14 protein-coding genes are annotated in these 15673 nt (G+C 71.6%); 8 read left to right on the forward strand and 6 right to left on the reverse strand.

Annotation, left to right across the window (positions count from 1 at the left end; translation table 11 throughout):
- The 4 genes from ACIP5K_RS22970 to mscL all read left to right on the forward strand — a co-directional run bounded on the left by ACIP5K_RS22970 (window position 1) and on the right by mscL (window position 2774).
- Window positions 1-354, forward strand: a complete 354-nt coding sequence (locus ACIP5K_RS22970; RefSeq protein ID WP_401412149.1) for an FmdB family zinc ribbon protein — start codon at window positions 1-3, stop codon at window positions 352-354.
- 85 nt (window positions 355-439) lie between these two features.
- On the forward strand, window positions 440-1294 hold the full coding sequence (locus ACIP5K_RS22975; RefSeq protein WP_401412150.1) for an S-methyl-5'-thioadenosine phosphorylase: 855 nt from the start codon (window positions 440-442) through the stop codon (window positions 1292-1294).
- Window positions 1295-1616: 322 nt separating this feature from the next.
- A complete protein-coding gene (locus tag ACIP5K_RS22980; protein ID WP_401412152.1) occupies window positions 1617-2144 on the forward strand; it encodes a hypothetical protein in 528 nt (175 codons plus the stop codon).
- 150 nt (window positions 2145-2294) lie between these two features.
- On the forward strand, window positions 2295-2774 hold the full coding sequence (gene mscL / locus ACIP5K_RS22985; RefSeq protein ID WP_401412154.1) for a large conductance mechanosensitive channel protein MscL: 480 nt from the start codon (window positions 2295-2297) through the stop codon (window positions 2772-2774).
- Between the two features lie 4 nt (window positions 2775-2778).
- Here mscL and ACIP5K_RS22990 read toward each other — a convergent pair whose 3' ends face one another.
- The 4 genes from ACIP5K_RS22990 to ACIP5K_RS23005 all read right to left on the reverse strand — a co-directional run bounded on the left by ACIP5K_RS22990 (window position 2779) and on the right by ACIP5K_RS23005 (window position 7891).
- Window positions 2779-2991, reverse strand: a complete 213-nt coding sequence (locus tag ACIP5K_RS22990; RefSeq protein WP_401412155.1) for a hypothetical protein — start codon at window positions 2989-2991, stop codon at window positions 2779-2781.
- A gap of 67 nt (window positions 2992-3058) precedes the next feature.
- The gene (pflA, locus tag ACIP5K_RS22995; protein WP_401412156.1) at window positions 3059-3862 is read right to left on the reverse strand and encodes a pyruvate formate-lyase-activating protein; all 804 of its coding nucleotides are present in this window, start codon (window positions 3860-3862) and stop codon (window positions 3059-3061) included.
- Between the two features lie 96 nt (window positions 3863-3958).
- Window positions 3959-6241, reverse strand: coding sequence for a formate C-acetyltransferase (gene pflB / locus ACIP5K_RS23000; protein WP_401412157.1), 2283 nt, complete (start codon window positions 6239-6241; stop codon window positions 3959-3961).
- Window positions 6242-6460: 219 nt separating this feature from the next.
- Window positions 6461-7891 carry an MFS transporter gene (locus ACIP5K_RS23005; protein ID WP_401412159.1) on the reverse strand — a complete coding sequence of 477 codons (1431 nt, stop codon included), beginning with the start codon at window positions 7889-7891 and terminating at the stop codon, window positions 6461-6463.
- 397 nt (window positions 7892-8288) lie between these two features.
- On the opposite strand from ACIP5K_RS23005, the gene ACIP5K_RS23010 reads away from it, so the two are divergent.
- The 4 genes from ACIP5K_RS23010 (at window position 8289) to ACIP5K_RS23025 (ending at window position 13146) form a co-directional block, all read left to right on the forward strand.
- The gene (locus ACIP5K_RS23010) at window positions 8289-9452 is read left to right on the forward strand and encodes a low temperature requirement protein A (RefSeq protein ID WP_401412296.1); all 1164 of its coding nucleotides are present in this window, start codon (window positions 8289-8291) and stop codon (window positions 9450-9452) included.
- Window positions 9453-9478: 26 nt separating this feature from the next.
- Entirely contained in the window at window positions 9479-10654 is a 1176-nt protein-coding gene (locus tag ACIP5K_RS23015) for a P1 family peptidase (protein WP_401412161.1), read from the forward strand.
- A gap of 155 nt (window positions 10655-10809) precedes the next feature.
- Entirely contained in the window at window positions 10810-12003 is a 1194-nt protein-coding gene (locus ACIP5K_RS23020; protein ID WP_401412163.1) for an Ig-like domain-containing protein, read from the forward strand.
- A 204-nt stretch (window positions 12004-12207) separates the two neighbouring features.
- On the forward strand, window positions 12208-13146 hold the full coding sequence (locus tag ACIP5K_RS23025; RefSeq protein WP_401412164.1) for a DUF6227 family protein: 939 nt from the start codon (window positions 12208-12210) through the stop codon (window positions 13144-13146).
- Between the two features lie 65 nt (window positions 13147-13211).
- Here ACIP5K_RS23025 and ACIP5K_RS23030 read toward each other — a convergent pair whose 3' ends face one another.
- Both ACIP5K_RS23030 and ACIP5K_RS23035 read right to left on the reverse strand, forming a co-directional pair.
- Complete coding sequence (locus tag ACIP5K_RS23030; RefSeq protein WP_401412166.1) at window positions 13212-13460, reverse strand: hypothetical protein; 249 nt, start codon at window positions 13458-13460, stop codon at window positions 13212-13214.
- A gap of 119 nt (window positions 13461-13579) precedes the next feature.
- Window positions 13580-15673: a fructose-specific PTS transporter subunit EIIC gene (locus ACIP5K_RS23035; RefSeq protein WP_401412167.1), complete on the reverse strand. Its 2094-nt coding sequence runs from the start codon at window positions 15671-15673 to the stop codon at window positions 13580-13582.

Genomic DNA, 15673 nt, shown 5'->3' on the forward strand with positions numbered 1-15673 from the left:
GTGCCGACTTACCAGTACCAGTGCACCGAGTGCGGCGAGGGCCTCGAGGCGGTGCAGAAGTTCACCGACGACGCCCTGACCGAGTGCCCCAACTGCGGTGGCCGCCTGAAGAAGGTGTTCTCGGCCGTCGGCATCGTGTTCAAGGGCTCCGGTTTCTACCGCAATGACAGCCGCGGCTCCTCGTCGAGCAGCAGCCCGGCGTCGTCGAAGTCCGAGGCGAAGTCCGATTCGAAGACGGACACGAAGTCGGGTTCCTCGACGTCGTCGACCTCTTCGTCCGCTTCGTCGTCGTCGGACTCGAAGTCGTCCTCGTCGAGCACGTCGAGCTCGTCCAGCTCGTCGTCCGCCGCCTAGGCGCACCGCTCGGACGTCCCACGAGACCCTGCCGTCCCCGACGGCGGGGTCTTCGGCGTTGCCGGGTTTGGCTACTGTGCTGACCATGGCGACGAACGCGAACACAAGTGCCAGCGCCGAGATCGGCGTGATCGGCGGCTCCGGCTTCTACTCGTTCCTGGACGACGTGACCGAGGTCCAGGTGGACACGCCCTACGGTCCGCCGAGCGACTCGCTCTTCCTCGGCGAGGTGGCCGGGCGCCGCGTCGCCTTCCTGCCCCGCCACGGGCGCGGCCACCATCTGCCGCCGCACCGCATCAACTACCGCGCCAATCTGTGGGCGCTGCGTTCGGTGGGGGTGCGCCAGGTGCTCGGCCCGTGCGCGGTGGGCGGACTGCGGCCGGAGTACGGGCCGGGGACGCTGCTGGTGCCGGACCAGTTCGTGGACCGCACGAAGGCCCGGGCGCAGACCTACTTCGACGGGCATCCGCTGCCGGACGGCTCCGTGCCGCACGTCGTGCACGTGTCGGCGGCCGACCCGTACTGCCCCGCGGGACGGCGGGCGGCGGTGGCCGCGGCCCGCGGCAAGGACTGGGAGCCGGTGGACGGCGGCACCCTCGTCGTCGTCGAGGGGCCGCGCTTCTCGACCCGCGCCGAGTCGCGGTGGCACGCCGCCATGGGCTGGTCCGTGGTCGGCATGACGGGCCACCCCGAGGCGATGCTCGCCCGTGAACTGGAGCTCTGCTACACGTCGATGACGCTCGTCACCGACCTGGACGCGGGCGCCGAGAGCGGCGAGGGGGTCTCGCACGAGGAGGTGCTCAAGGTGTTCGCGCAGAACGTGGACCGGCTGCGGACCGTGCTGTTCGACGCGGTGGCGGGACTGCCGGCGACCGAGGAGCGGGACTGCCTGTGCGCGAACGCGCTCGGCGGGGCGGACCCCGGGTTCCGGCTGCCGTAGCACGCGGACGGCCTCCTTCGGGTGAGGGGGATTTCCACAACCGCTCGGTAGTGCACGGGGCGCGGCGGGAGGCGGGGCGGAGGCGGATCGTGGTCGGCGAGACGGGCGCGGTGCCCGGCTCGGCCGGTCCCGGCCTCCCTCCGACCGCCTGGCGGTGACGTCCGTGTTCGCTGACTCCAGCTCTCGCCCCCTGACTCGTCCTGGTTCTGGTTCTGGTCCTGGTTCTCATCCTGGTTCTGGTCGTCGCAGTGATTCCGTCGGCTCTTCCGCTTTCGCCTCCGCTTCCGGGCCGGCGGTCACGTCGGCCGGGTGCGGCATCGGTGTGCCGCCGACCTCGGTGGTGCCCGCCTTCGCGCCGGTACGGGTGCGGGGCGGGCGGCGGTGCTCCGGTGCGGGGCGCCGGCGGCGGGCCGTGATCGGGGCCGGACTCGCCCTGACCGCGGCGGCGTTGGTGGCGGCGGTGCCCGCGTCGGAGCCCGCTCCGGGGACTGGATCGGGGTCGGGGCCCGGGCACGGGCGGGCGCAGGCGCCGCCGGGTGCGCGGGCGGGGGCGTCGCGCGCGGCCGTGGTGTCGGCCCCGGTGCGGATCGCGGACGCGGGGGCGGTGCGGTTGTTGCGGCCCGGTGACCGGGTCGATGTGGTGGCGGCGCGGGCGGACGGCGTGCCGGGGGCGCGGGTGCTGGCCTCGGGGGCGCGGGTCGCCTCGGTGCCGAGGGTCGGGCGGTCCGGCGGGCCCGGTGAGGTCGCGGCCGACGGCGGGGCGCTGGTGGTGCTGTCGGTGGAGCGCGGGACGGCCGCGCGGCTCGCGGGCGCGGGCGCCGCCTCCCGGCTGGCGGTGACGGTGTGGTGAGCGCGGGCGCCGCGCAGGGGACCGGAATTGAGACGGCCTTGCGCCCTGGTCACCCGCTCGGAGTACGGAATTGGACATGCCCGGAACAGCCCGACTTAGGTGACGCGGGGGTCTCGCACCCCTCCCCCACCTGTCGAGAAGGGCTCCAGAGTGACCGAGGAAAAGACAAGCGTCCTGGACGGCTTCAAAGCCTTCCTGCTCCGTGGCAACGTGGTCGACCTCGCGGTCGCGGTCGTCATCGGCGCCGCGTTCACGAACGTCGTGAACTCCGTGGTCAAGGGAGTGATCAATCCGCTGGTGGGTGCGTTCGGCACCCAGGACCTCGACCACTACAGCTCGTGCCTGAAGGCCCCCTGCAAGGTGAACGCGGCGGGGGAGGTCACCAGCGGTATCCCGATCATGTGGGGCACGGTGCTCAGCGCCGTCCTCAGCTTCCTGATCACCGCCGCGGTCGTCTACTTCCTGATGGTGCTGCCGATGGCCAAGTATCTGGCCAGGGCGGCGGCCCGGAAGGCGGCGAAGGAGGGCGCCCAGGAGACGATCGAGGTCTCGGAGCTGGAGGTCCTCAAGGAGATCCGCGACGCGCTCGTCGCGCAGCGCGGCCGGGGCACGGGGCACGACACCCCGTAGCGGATCAGATGTGGTGGGGCGGCTTCTCGTCGAGGAAGCGGGCCAGGTCGGCGGCGCTGTTGTCGGACGCCGTCGGCCGCTCGCCCCACCCGCGGTCCGAGTCGTCAGCGGACTGGGCCGTGAGCGGATCGTCGAAGATCAGTGCGGCCTTCGGGTCACGCTTCCTCGGATCGCGCTGCGGTGCGTCGTGCTGCGGGGGCTCGGGGGCGGGGCTCATGGTTCCAGGGTACGTCGCGGGGGCGGGCCCGGAGCCGGGCCGGGATCCGGGCCCGGGGACACCGGGGTCAGACGGCGGTGAGGCCGTGGGCCTCGAAGACCGACCTGGCCGCGGCGATCTGCTCGGGGCTGGGCGAGGGGGTGTCGCGCAGGGTGAAGTCCTTGCCGAGCGCCTCCCACTTCGCCTCGCCGAGCTTGTGGAAGGGCAGCACGTCGACCCGGGAGACGTTGCCCAGGGAGCCGGCGAAGGAGGCGACGCCCTCGATGTTGGCGGGGTCGTCGGTCAGGCCGGGGACGAGCACGAAGCGCACCCAGACGTTCTTGCCGAGGGCGGCCAGGCGGTGCGCGAAGTCGAGGGTGGGCCGCAGCGGGCGCCCGGTCACCTTCTGGTAGGTGTCGCGGTCCCAGGACTTGATGTCGAGCAGCACCAGGTCGACGTCGCGCAGCAGGGCGTCGGTGGCGCGCACTCCGAGGAAGCCCGAGGTGTCCAGGGCGGTGTGCAGGCCCAGTTCGTGCTTGAAGCGGTGCAGCAGTTCCCCGGCGAAGACGGGCTGGAGGAGGGGTTCGCCGCCGCTGATGGTGGCGCCGCCGCCCGCGGCCTCGATGAACCGGGTGTACTTGGCGGCCTCCGCGACGATCGCGTCGGCCGAGGTGCGCTTGCCGTCGCGCATCCGCCAGGTGTCGGGGTTGTGGCAGTACAGGCAGGTCAGCGGGCACCCGGAGAGGAACGTGACGAAGCGTGTGCCCGGTCCGTCGACGCCGGTCGACAGGTCCCAGGAGTGCACCGAGCCCTCGGTGGGGCGGTGCGTCGCGGCGGCGGCCGGGGTGGCGGCGTCGGTCGCGGTCAGGTTCTGGGTGAGCAGCACGGTCATGGCAGGGCTCCTCGACGTCCGAGGTGGAGGTGGGGGGTGCGCGCCGCCCGGGGCCGGGGTGAGGGCCCGGCCCCGGGGGCGCGGATCAGCGGAGGCTCACAGGGAGCCGTGGAAGGTGCGGTTGATGACGTCCAGCTGCTGCTCGCGCGTCAGGCGGACGAAGTTCACCGCGTAGCCCGAGACCCGGATGGTGAGCTGCGGGTAGTTCTCCGGGTGGGCCATGGCGTCCTCCAGGGTCGCCTTGTCCAGGACGTTGACGTTCATGTGGAAGCCGTCGCTGGCCATGAAGCCGTCGAGCACGCCGGAGAGGTTGCCGATCCGCTCGGTGGGCGTGCGGCCCAGGGCGTCCGGGGTGATCGTGTTGGTCAGCGAGATGCCGTCCTCGGCGTCGTCGTAGGGGAGCTTCGCGACCGACAGCGCGGAGGCGATGTAGCCGTGCTCGTCGCGCCCGTTCATCGGGTTGGCGCCGGGGGCGAACGGCATGCCGGCGCGGCGGCCGTCGGGGGTGTTGCCGGTCTTCTTGCCGTAGACGACGTTCGAGGTGATCGTCAGGACGGACTGGGTGTGGACCGCGTCCCGGTAGGTGGGGTGCTTGCGGACCTTCTCCATGAAGCCGTGGACGATCGCCTTGGCGATCTGGTCGGCGCGGTCGTCGTTGTTGCCGTAGGCCGGGTAGTCGCCCTCGATCTCGTAGTCGACGGCCAGGCCGGTCTCGTCGCGGATCACCTTGACCTTGGCGTGCTTGATCGCCGAGAGGGAGTCGGCGGCGACCGACAGGCCCGCGATGCCGCAGGCCATGGTGCGCAGGATGTCCTGGTCGTGCAGGGCCATCTCGATGCGCTCGTAGGCGTACTTGTCGTGCATGTAGTGGATGACGTTGAGCGCGTGGACGTACGTCTTCGCCAGCCAGTCCAGCATCGCGTCGTAGCGCTCGGCGACGGTGTCGTAGTCCAGGTAGTCGCCCTCGACGGGCTCGAAGCCCTCGACGACGCGCTTGCCGGACTTCTCGTCGCGGCCGCCGTTGATCGCGTAGAGCAGGGCCTTGGCGACGTTCACGCGGGCGCCGAAGAACTGCATCTGCTTGCCGACGGCCATCGCGGAGACGCAGCAGGCGATCGCGGTGTCGTCGCCGTACTTGGGGCGCATCAGGTCGTCGGACTCGAACTGGATGGCCGAGCTGTCGATGGCGACCTGGGAGGCGAAGTCCTTGAACCCCTTGGGCAGGTCGCGCGACCAGAAGACCGTCAGGTTCGGCTCGGGGGCCGGGCCGAGGTTGTAGAGGGTCTGGAGGGCGCGGAAGGTGGTCCGCGAGACCAGCGGGCGGCCGTCCTCGCCGATGCCGGCCATCGACCAGGTCACCCAGGTCGGGTCGCCGGAGTAGAGGTCGTTGTACTCGGGGGTGCGCAGGAAGCGGACGATGCGGAGCTTGATGACGAAGTCGTCGATGAACTCCTGGGCCTCGGACTCGGTGAGCAGGCCGTTGTCGATGTCGCGCTGGAGGTAGATGTCGAGGAAGTTGTCGATGCGGCCGATCGACATGGCCGCGCCGTTCTGCTCCTTCACGGCGGCGAGGTAGCCGAAGTACAGCCACTGGACGGCCTCGCGGCCGGTGCGGGCGGGGCCGGAGATGTCGTAGCCGTACGACTGGGCCATGGCCTTCAGCTCGCCGAGCGCCTTGATCTGCTCGGAGATCTCCTCGCGGTCGCGGATGACGTGCTCGGTGGCCCACTCGGCGCCGAGCCGGTCCTTGTCGGCCTGCTTGGCGGCGATGAGGCGGTCGACGCCGTAGAGGGCGACGCGCCGGTAGTCGCCGATGATGCGGCCGCGGCCGTAGGCGTCGGGCAGGCCGGTGATGATGCCGGAGGAGCGGCAGGCGCGGATCTCGGGGGTGTAGGCGTCGAAGACGCCCTCGTTGTGGGTCTTGCGGAGGTGGGTGTAGATCTCCTTGACCTCGGGGTCGGCCTCGTAGCCATAGGCGTTGAGGGCGCCCTCGACCATGCGCCAGCCGCCGTTGGGCATGATCGCGCGCTTGAGCGCGCCGTCCGTCTGGAGGCCGACGATCAGGTCCTGGTGGTCCTTGGCGTCGCCGTCGATGTAGCCGGGCCGGAAGGCGTCGATGCGGGAGGGGGTCTTCGCGTCGACGTCGTAGATGCCGCGCTCGATCTCCGTGGGGAACATCGACAGCAGCTTGTTCCACACGGCGGTGGTGCGCTCGGTCGGGCCGGCGAGGAAGGAGCCGTCGCCCTCGTAGGGGGTGTAGTTCTGCTGGACGAAGTCGCGGACGTCGACGGCGTCGCGCCACAGGCCTCCCTTGAAGCCGTCCCAGGCCTCGCCGTGGGTCATCTCTTGCGTCGTCTTCTCCGCGGGAGTGGCAGTCATCTGCGGCACCTTCCCCATCTCTTCGACCGGTTCGTTGCTACGTATTCATTGGACTCCCGCCGGGCCGCCGCCGGGGGCCGCAATGGTCCTGAATGCGGGACCATTGGGCCTGTTTCCGGGGCGGCCGCGGCGGCGATTCGCCGTCTGACCTGGGGTTTCTTTCGGGACTTTCGACCCAGGTTCGCTTGTGAACGCATTCACAAGAATTTCCCGAAAAAATCAGCTCGGGGACTCGGCGCCCTTGCGGGCGTAGAACCACCAGCAGACGACGACACAGGTGGCGTAGAAGCCGACGAAGCACCACAGGGCGCTGGTGACGGCGAAGTTGGCGAACATCGCGGGGATGAAGAAGAAGCCGTAGGCGGCGATCGCCGAGGTGAATCCGGTGACGGCGCCGGACTCCATCTCCGCCTGCTTGAGCGCCTTCGCGTACGCGGGGGTGCCCTCCGTCAGGTTCTTCAGGTGCTGGCCGCGGAAGATCACGGGGATCTGGCGGAACGTGGAGCCGTTGCCGACGCCGCTGAAGAGGAACGCCAGGTAGAAGCAGGCGAGGAAGCCCCAGAAGGAGCCGCCGGCGCCGTTGGACGGCATGAAGTTGATGACGCCGATGATCGAGGCGGCCATGCCGACGAACGAGATGATCGTGACGCGCGCGCCGCCCAGCTTGTCGCCGAGCCAGCCGCCGCCCCAGCGGGCGAGGGCGCCGATGGCCGGGCCGATCCAGGCGTAGGTGGCGGCGGTGTAGGCCGCGTCGATCGGCGTCCACGTGGTCTTGATCAGCATGGGCAGGGCGGCGGCGAAGCCGATGAACGAGCCGAAGGTGCCGACGTAGAGCCAGGTCATCAGCCAGTTGTGCTTGCGCTTGAAGATGACCTTCTGCTGCTTGAAGGGGGTGGAGGCGACCTTGAGGTCGTTCTGGCCGACCCAGGCGATCGCGGCGAGGACGACGAGCACGGGGACCCAGAGGAACGCCGCGTTCTGCAAGTAGACGGGGGTGCCGTCGCCCTTGTGCTGGGCGGAGCCGATCGCGAGCACCGAGCTGGTGATGACGATCGGGGTGAGCAGCTGGACGACGGAGACGCCGAGGTTGCCGAGGCCGCCGTTGATGCCGGTGGCGCTGCCCTTCTCCCGCTTGGGGAAGAAGAAGCCGATGTTGGCGAGGGAGGAGGCGAAGTTGGCGCCGCCGATGCCGCAGAGCGCGGCGATGGCGACCATCACGCCGTAGGGGGTGCCGGTGTTCTGCACGGCGACGCCGAGCCAGATCAGCGGGACCACCAGGACCAGGGTGGACAGCGCGGTGAAGCGGCGCTGGCCGATGCGCGGGCCGAGGAAGGTGTAGAAGATCCGGGCCGTACCGCCGGTGAGCCCGGGGATCGCGGTCAGCCAGAACAGCTGCGAGGTGCTGTAGGCGAAGCCGACGTCCGTCAGGTTCGTCGCGGTGACGCTCCACACCTGCCACACCACGAAGGCCACGAGGAGTGCGGGGACGGCGATCCAGAGGTTGCGGGTGGCGACCCGCTTGCCGATGGACTTCCAGAAGAGGTCGTTCTCGGGTTCCCAGTCGGTGATGGTGCGGCCCGGCCGGTACTGCCCCGGGTCGTAGGAAGAGGTGACGTCGTCGACCGCGGCGTCCCTGACGGCAGGACTCATGACGTGTTCCCGATGGTGAGAAGGGGTTTCCTGACAGTTGCTGCTCCTCAAGCGTCCCGCTGGGGTAAGGGGGCCGTAAGGGGAGTTGGTCGGGTGTCGGGCGCCCCGAAAGTACGGGCCCGGGGGCGACCAAGGTCCCGCCGCGGACGGCGCGTCGACGGCACCGGTTCGTCCGTGGCGCGGGCCCGCGGCGCGGCTGATCTGCTGTGCTTGCCCCATGACGTCGTCCACACCGCACGATCCGCACCCGCACCCGCACCCGCACCCGGGCCAGGACCAGGACCAGGACCAAGCCCAGGGCCAGGGCCGGGACAGGCCCGGGGCACCGGCGTCCGGCGCCTCGCCCGCCGCCTCCCGGGAGCGGGGGGAGCCGGCCCGGCGCTCCCCCGTCCGCCGCATGGTCGAGCGGGGGCGGGACGAGCAGCACCGGGTGGCCTCGTCGCTGGAGCTGTTCTTCGATCTCTGCTTCGTCGTGGCGGTCGCCCAGGGCGGGGTGGAGCTGGTGCACGCCGTCGCCGAGGGGCACGCGGGCAGCGGTGTCGTGAACTACGCGCGGATCTTCTTCGCCATCTGGTGGGCGTGGATGAACTTCACCTGGTTCGCCTCCGCGTACGACAACGACGACGTGATCTACCGGCTCGTCACGCTCGTCCAGATCGCGGGGGTGCTGGTGCTCGCGGCGGGTGTCTCGCGGGCCTTCGAGGACGACGACTTCACCGTCGTCTGGCTCGGCTACGTGATCATGCGGGTCGCGATGGCGGCGCACTGGCTGCGGGCCGCCCGTGCGAGCGAGGGGGCGGAGCGCAGGGTCGCCCTGCGGTACGCGGGCGGGGTGCTGCTGTGCCAGGTGGGCTGGCTGGCCCTGATGCTCACGCCCGACTGGGCCGTGCAGAGCTGGGTGTTCCTGGCGATGGCGGTGCTGGAGATGTGCGTGCCCGTGTACGCGGAGCGGGACCGGCAGACGTCCTGGCACGCGCACCACATCTCCGAGCGGTACGGCCTGTTCACGATCATCGTGATCGGCGAGACGATCGCCGCGGCGACGGTCGCGGTGAAGTCGGGCATCGAGGAGCACGACGCGCTCGGCGAGCTGCTGCCGATCGCGGCCGGCGGGCTGCTCATCGTCTTCGCCGCGTGGTGGATCTACTTCGCGGTGCCGATCCACGACCGGCTGCACGACAACCGGCAGGCGTTCGTGTGGGGGTACGGCCATTACCTGATCTTCGCGTCGGCGGCGGCGATCGGCGCCGGCATCGAGGTCTCGGTCGAACAGGCCGTCGGCGAGGCGCACCTGAGCAGGACGGCCGCGTCCGCCGCGGTGACCGTCCCGTGCGCGGTGTTCCTCGTGATGGTGTGGGCGCTGCACGCGCGGTTCTTCAAGGTGGGCCCGGCCCAGCAACTGACGTTGCCGGTGAGTGCGCTGGCGGTGCTCGCCTGCACGTTCGCCGGGCACTGGGCGGTGCTCGCGGCCGGGATCGTGACGGCGCTGACGGTGGCGGTGTCGATGACGCTGTCGGCGCGGGGCGCGCGGGAGGAGGCGGTCCCGGCTGCGAGCCGGTAGCTCAACTGCCGTGCTAGGCATGGACCATGACGCTTTCTCATGACGCCCTGACCGATGTGCGCGGGCTGCGCGTGGGGCACGCCACGTGCGCGGGCGACGGCTTCCTGACCGGGACCACGGTGGTGCTCGCGCCCGAGGGAGGCGCGGTGACCGCGGTCGACGTGCGCGGGGGCGGGCCCGGCACCCGGGAGACCGACGCGCTGGACCCGCGCAATCTGGTGCAGCGGATCGAGGCGATCACCCTGACGGGCGGCAGCGCGTTCGGCCTGGACGCGGCGTCGGGGGTCGTGGCCTGGCTGGAGGAGCAGGGGCGCGGGGTGCCGGTGGGCGGGCCCGGGCAGGTGGTGCCGGTGGTGCCGGCGGCCTGTGTGTTCGACCTGGGCCGGGGCGGCGACTGGCGGGCCCGGCCCGGGGCCGCCACCGGCCGCGCGGCGGTGGAGGCGGCGGCGCGCAGTGCGCTCGGCGCCCCCGTCGCGGAGGGCGGCGTGGGCGCGGGCACCGGGGCGCTCGTCGGCGCGGTGCGGGGCGGCGTCGGCACCGCGTCGGTCGTGCTCGACTCGGGGATCACGGTCGGGGTGCTGGTCGTCGCCAACGCGGCGGGCTCGGCGGTCGACCCGGCGACGGGGGCGCTCTACGGGGAGTTCTTCGCGGGGCGCGGCCCGGTGGCGTACCCCTCCCCCGCCGTGCACGAGGCGGCGGGGCGGCGGCTCGCCCGGGCCCGGGCGGAGGCCGAGGCGGCGCACGGCCCGGCGCCCCTGACCGAGCGCCGGGCCACGGACGCGGACGGGCCGACGACGCGGCGGGGGCCGGCCACGGACGAGGGCACGCCGACGACACCGCGGGGGCCGGCCGCGGACGGGGACGCGCCGTCCTCCCCGCCTCCGCTGAACACGACCCTCGCCGTCGTCGCCACCGACGCCGACCTGACCCGCGCCCAGGCGCAGAAGGTGGCGGGCACCGCGCACGACGGCATCGCACGGGCCGTGCGCCCCGTCCACCTGCTGAACGACGGCGACACGGTCTTCGCCCTCGCCACCGGGGAGCGGCCGCTCGACGCCGCGGACCCGCTGGCGCTGAACGAGATCCTGGCGGCGGGCGCGGACCTGGTGACGCGGGCGATCGTGCGGGCGGTGCGGTCGGCGGAGTCGCTGGTCACGCCCGGCGGGGCGCACCTGGCGTACAGCGATCTCTACGGAGCGTAGGACGGTTGGGTAACAGACGTAACAGAACTGTCCCTGTGGCTGCCTTCACAACAAACGGAAGGAACTCTTCCGCTCTTCTCGGACTCTCTCCTCGTACCGGAGAAACCGCCGGGAGCGGCGGAAAAGCCGTAGAAGACACCTAGAAGGAGCAGACCGTGAGCAGGCAGAACATAGCCGTCATCGGTGCCGCCCTCGCCCTCGGCGCGCTGACCCTCACGGCCTGCGGGGGCGCCGCCACCGCGGACGACGAGAAGGGCGGCCGGGGCGGGAAGGGCGCGGACGCCCCGCGCATCACCATCTCCGCCAAGGACGGCTCCACCGGCGCGTCCATCAACGCCACCGGGGTCGAGGTCGCCGACGGCCGGCTCACCGCCGTGAAGATGACGGAGGTGGCCGGCGGCAAGCGGGTCGCCGGGGCCATCGCCGCGGACGGCGCGTCCTGGAAACCGAAGGGGCAGCTGGAGCGCGGCACCAAGTACCGCGTCTCGGCGACCGCCGTGGACGGCGACGGGGACAGGGCGGCCGCCAACTCCATCTTCACGACGGTGTCCACGGCCGGCAGCTTCATCGGCACGTACACGCCCGACAACGGCACGACGGTCGGGGTGGGCATGCCGGTGTCGTTCACGTTCGACAAGGCGATCACCCGCCAGAAGGACGTGCGGGCGCACATCAAGGTGACCTCCAGCAGCGGGCAGCGGGTGGTGGGCCACTGGTTCAACGCGCAGCGCCTCGACTTCCGGCCCGAGGAGTACTGGAAGGCCGGCTCCAAGGTCACGATGAAGATCGACCTCGACGGGGTCGAGGGGGCGGACGGGGTGCGCGGCGTGCAGCACAAGACGGTCACCTTCACCGTCGGCCGCGCCCAGGTCTCCACCGTCGACGTGAACACGCAGAAGATGACCGTGGTGCGCGACGGGCGGACCCTCAAGACGGTCCCGGTCTCCACGGGCAGCGCGGCCCACCCCACCTACAACGGCCAGATGGTGATCTCCGAGAAGTTCGTCCAGACCCGGATGAACGGCGACACGGTCGGCTTCGGCGGCGAGTACGACATCGCGGACGTGCCGCACGCGATGCGGCTGTCGCAGTCGGGCACGTTCATCCACGGCAACTACTGGAGCTCGCCGTCGATCTTCGGCGCGCAGGGCACCAGCCACGGCTGCGTCGGATTGCAGGACGTGCGGGGCGCGGGCGGCGACACGACGGCGAAGTGGTTCTTCGACAACTCCCTCGTCGGTGACGTCGTCGTCGTGAAGAACTCCCACGACAAGACGATCCCGGCGGACAACGGTCTCAACGGCTGGAACATGCCGTGGAGCCAGTGGACCGCCGCCGGCAACGGCTGACCGCCCCGGGCCCGGGTGCCCCGAGGACGTGCGGGCCGCGCAGGAACATACCGCGCGGCCCGCACGTTGTCGGGGTGGAAGCGGGAGGCGGTGCGGGGTGCGACCAAATCCCCCTCCCTGTTTGTGATTTCACGGACACGATGTCCGACCGAGGCGCTACGGTATGCACCCACTAGGTGACATGCAGCAATGCCGGGAGGGGTCTTGAGCGTTCCGTACGACGACGAGTCCTGCCATCCGTACGACGTCCCGTCTCCCCGCTCGCCCGAGGAGCAGCTGACACGGCTCCTGGGCCGCTCGATCAACTCCTTCGAGCTGCCGGACGAGACCCTGGAGGGCATCGACTGCGCGCTGGCGTACGACAGTTCCCTGCACTCGGCCCACCACAGCGCGGGCCTGCACCGCGAGACCTACCGGCACACCTGGCTGCTCGTCGACGGCAGCCCGCTGACCCTGTGGGAGCTGGTGCACAACACGGGCCGCGACGGCCTCACCCAGTACGAGGTCTACGTCACGGCGGACGAGGTGCACCTGGCGACCGGCCGGCTGCCGATGCCGCCGGAGGCCGCGCCGGGCTTCGCCCTCGACGTGTCCGTCTCCGCCGAGACCTTCACGGCCTTCCCGGATGCGGACCCGGAGGCGCCGGACGCCCACGAGGCCGCCGTCCTCGACGGGTTCACCCATGTCACCGGGTCCTTCCCGTACGCGGAGCTGCCGGGGTTCACGGCGGAGTTCCCGGGGTTCACGGTCGACGTCCCCGAGGCTGAGGTGCGGCTGCCGCCGGTCCCGGCGCCGCGTCCCGCCTTCGGGCCCGCCGACCCGGACAGCTCCGTCGACCACGCCCGCCGCCTGCTGCGCCGCGCGGAGAACCCGGAGGCGGAGACGCGCCCGGGGCCCGGCACCGCCCGGCTGCTGCGGGAGGCGTGCGCGCACCAGATCACGCAGGCGTTCGGCTGCCGGCTCGGGCCGGGGTTCGCGCTGTACGAGCACGCGTTCCTGCTGCGCGACGGCTGCGAGGTCAGCCTGTGGGAGGTCGAGCACACGGCGACGCCGGACGGCTCGCACCGCTGCGAGGTGTACCTGAACCAGGACGCCGCGCGGGCCGCGATCGACCGCAGGGCCGCCTCCCGCGTCCGGCGCTGACCGGGCAGGCACCGGACGACCGACTGGTGGCCGGTGGTTGGTGGCCGGTGGCCGGTGGCTGGTGGCTAGCGGCGGCTGAACTGGCGTACCAGTCCGGCGAACGCGTCCTGTTCGTCGGCGGTCAGCGGCACCGACTCCACGGCCGGCGCCCGCCCCTGACCGGGCAGCACACCCAGCGGCAGCGGCCGGGGCGGCTCGGGCGGGGCGATCGCGACGACACGTACCAGGCGGACCAGACCGACCACCCAGGCCACAGTGGCGAGCGCGAGGATCGCCAGGCCCATCTGCTGAAGGATCGACACGTGCTCAGGCATGCGGTCCAGTGAACACCACGGTCCGGGACTTTGGTCCCGGACCGTGACGTATCTCGCAGTACGCGCAGTTCACGCAGTCGTCGCAGTCCTCGCAGGAGCGGACACTTCGGCCGGTCGGTTCAGGCGGCGGCCGGGACCTGGGGTTCCGTCGGGGTGGCCGCCGTCCCGGCCCCCTTCGGGGCGTTCCGGCGCATCCCCTTCAGGACGACCACCAGCGCGGTGGCGACACAGACTCCGGCCGCGACGGCGACGAGGTAGAGCCAGGGGTTGCCGATCAGCGGGACCACGAAGATCCCGCCGTGCGGCGCGCGCAGCGTGCAGCCGAAGGCCATCGACAGGGCGCCGGTGACGGCGCCGCCCGCCATCGATGCGGGGATGACGCGCAGCGGGTCGGCGGCGGCGAACGGGATCGCGCCCTCGGTGATGAAGGAGGCGCCGAGCACCCAGGCCGCCTTGCCGTTCTCCCGCTCCGCGCGGGTGAAGAGCCCGCCGCGCACGGTGGTGGCCAGGGCCATCGCCAGCGGCGGCACCATGCCGGCGGCCATCACGGCGGCCATGATCTTCAGCGAGCCGTCGGTGGGGTCGGCGAGGCCGCCGACCGCGAAGGCGTAGGCGACCTTGTTGAGCGGACCGCCCAGGTCGAAGCACATCATCAGGCCGAGGAGGCCGCCGAGCAGCAGCGCGTTGGCGCCGGACAGCGAGTTCAGCCAGTCGGTCAGCCCGCTCTGGAGCGAGGCGATCGGCTTGCCGATCACGACGAACATCAGGAAGCCCACGACGATCGACGACAGCAGCGGGATCACGACGACCGGCATGATGCCGCGCAGCACCGCCGGGATGTTGACCTTCTGGATCGCCATGACGACACCGCCCGCGATGAGGCCCGCCGCGAGACCGCCGAGGAAGCCCGCGTTCACGGTCAGCGCGATGGAGCCGCCGACGAAGCCGGGGACGAGTCCCGGCCGGTCCGCCATGCCGTACGCGATGTAGCCGGCCAGGACCGGGACGAGGAAGGCGAAGGCGGCCTGGCCGGTGTAGAAGAGGAGCGCGGCCCAGCTCGTCGACGAGGTCCAGTCGAAGCCGTTGAGCAGGGTCTCGACCTTCACGTCGGCGATCTCGTAGCCGCCGATCGCGAAACCGAGGGCGATGAGCAGGCCTCCGGCGGCGACGAAGGGCACCATGTAACTGACGCCGGACATCAGCCATTTGCGGAGTTTCGTCCCGTATCCGTCCCCGGCTTCACCGGAGTTGTCCACAGCTGTGGATGACGCGTCGGGCCCGTCGCCCGATCCGGCCCCTGCTCCGGCTCCGGCTCCGGTGACCTCGCCGCGGGCCGCCTTGTCGCGCACCTCGGTGATGAGGTCGGCGGGGCGGCTGATGCCCGCCTTCACGCCGACGTCGACCGTCGGCTTCCCGGCGAAGCGTTCCTTCTCGCGCACGGGCACGTCGTGCGCGAAGATCACGCCGTCCGCCGCCGCGATGACCGCCGGGTCGAGGCGGGTGAACCCGGCCGAGCCCTGGGTCTCGACGACGAGGTCGACTCCGTCGGTGTCGCGGGCCGTGTTCTCCAGCGACTCGGCCGCCATGTAGGTGTGCGCGATGCCGGTGGGGCAGGAGGTGACGGCGACGATCTTGAAAGTGCCGGGGTGCGCGGGTGCGGGCCGGTCGGGCCCGGGCGGGGTGGTGTCGGCGTCACGGGGGTTGTCGGCGTCGCGGGGGTTCTCGGCGTCGCGGATGCTGTCGGCGTCGTCGCTCTGGGGCGGCCGGGTGTCTCCGCGGATCAGTGCCGCCGTCTCCCGTGCGTCGGTCGCCGTGCGCAGCGCCGTCTTGAAGTCCTCGTCCATCAGCTGGCGGGCCAGCGCGGAGAGGATCGTCAGGTGGGCGTCGTCGGCTCCGGCCGGCGCGGCGATCAGGAAGATCAGGTCGGCCGGGCCGTCCGGCGCCCCGAAGTCGATGCCGCGCGGGGCGCGGCCGAAGGCGAGGGTGGGTTCGGTGACGTGGGTGCTGCGGCAGTGCGGGATGCCGATGCCGCCGTCGAGGCCGGTCGGCATCTGGGCCTCCCGTGCCGCCACGTCGGCCAGGAAGCCGTCCAGGTCGGTGACGCGGCCGAGGCGGGTCATGCGCTCTGCCAGGGAGCGGGTCGCCGCGTCCTTCGTTTCGGCGGTCAGGTCGAGGTCGACCAGGTCCGCCGTGATCATCTGGGCCGTGGTCAT

The sequence above is a fragment of the Streptomyces sp. NPDC088785 genome, assembly GCF_044750685.1.
Lineage (GTDB): Bacteria > Actinomycetota > Actinomycetes > Streptomycetales > Streptomycetaceae > Streptomyces.

What these genes read in the sequence shown, in the direction of transcription:
- ACIP5K_RS22975 (WP_401412150.1), top strand. Translation starts at nt 440, where the DNA reads ATGGCGACGAACGCGAACACAAGTGCCAGCGCCGAGATCGGCGTGATC.
- ACIP5K_RS22990 (WP_401412155.1), bottom strand. Translation starts at nt 2,991, where the DNA reads ATGAGCCCCGCCCCCGAGCCCCCGCAGCACGACGCACCGCAGCGCGAT.
- pflA (WP_401412156.1), bottom strand. Translation starts at nt 3,862, where the DNA reads ATGACCGTGCTGCTCACCCAGAACCTGACCGCGACCGACGCCGCCACC.
- pflB (WP_401412157.1), bottom strand. Translation starts at nt 6,241, where the DNA reads ATGACTGCCACTCCCGCGGAGAAGACGACGCAAGAGATGACCCACGGC.
- ACIP5K_RS23005 (WP_401412159.1), bottom strand. Translation starts at nt 7,891, where the DNA reads ATGAGTCCTGCCGTCAGGGACGCCGCGGTCGACGACGTCACCTCTTCC.
- ACIP5K_RS23010 (WP_401412296.1), top strand. Translation starts at nt 8,289, where the DNA reads ATGGTCGAGCGGGGGCGGGACGAGCAGCACCGGGTGGCCTCGTCGCTG.
- ACIP5K_RS23015 (WP_401412161.1), top strand. Translation starts at nt 9,479, where the DNA reads ATGACGCTTTCTCATGACGCCCTGACCGATGTGCGCGGGCTGCGCGTG.
- ACIP5K_RS23030 (WP_401412166.1), bottom strand. Translation starts at nt 13,460, where the DNA reads ATGCCTGAGCACGTGTCGATCCTTCAGCAGATGGGCCTGGCGATCCTC.
- ACIP5K_RS23035 (WP_401412167.1), bottom strand. Translation starts at nt 15,673, where the DNA reads ATGACCACGGCCCAGATGATCACGGCGGACCTGGTCGACCTCGACCTG.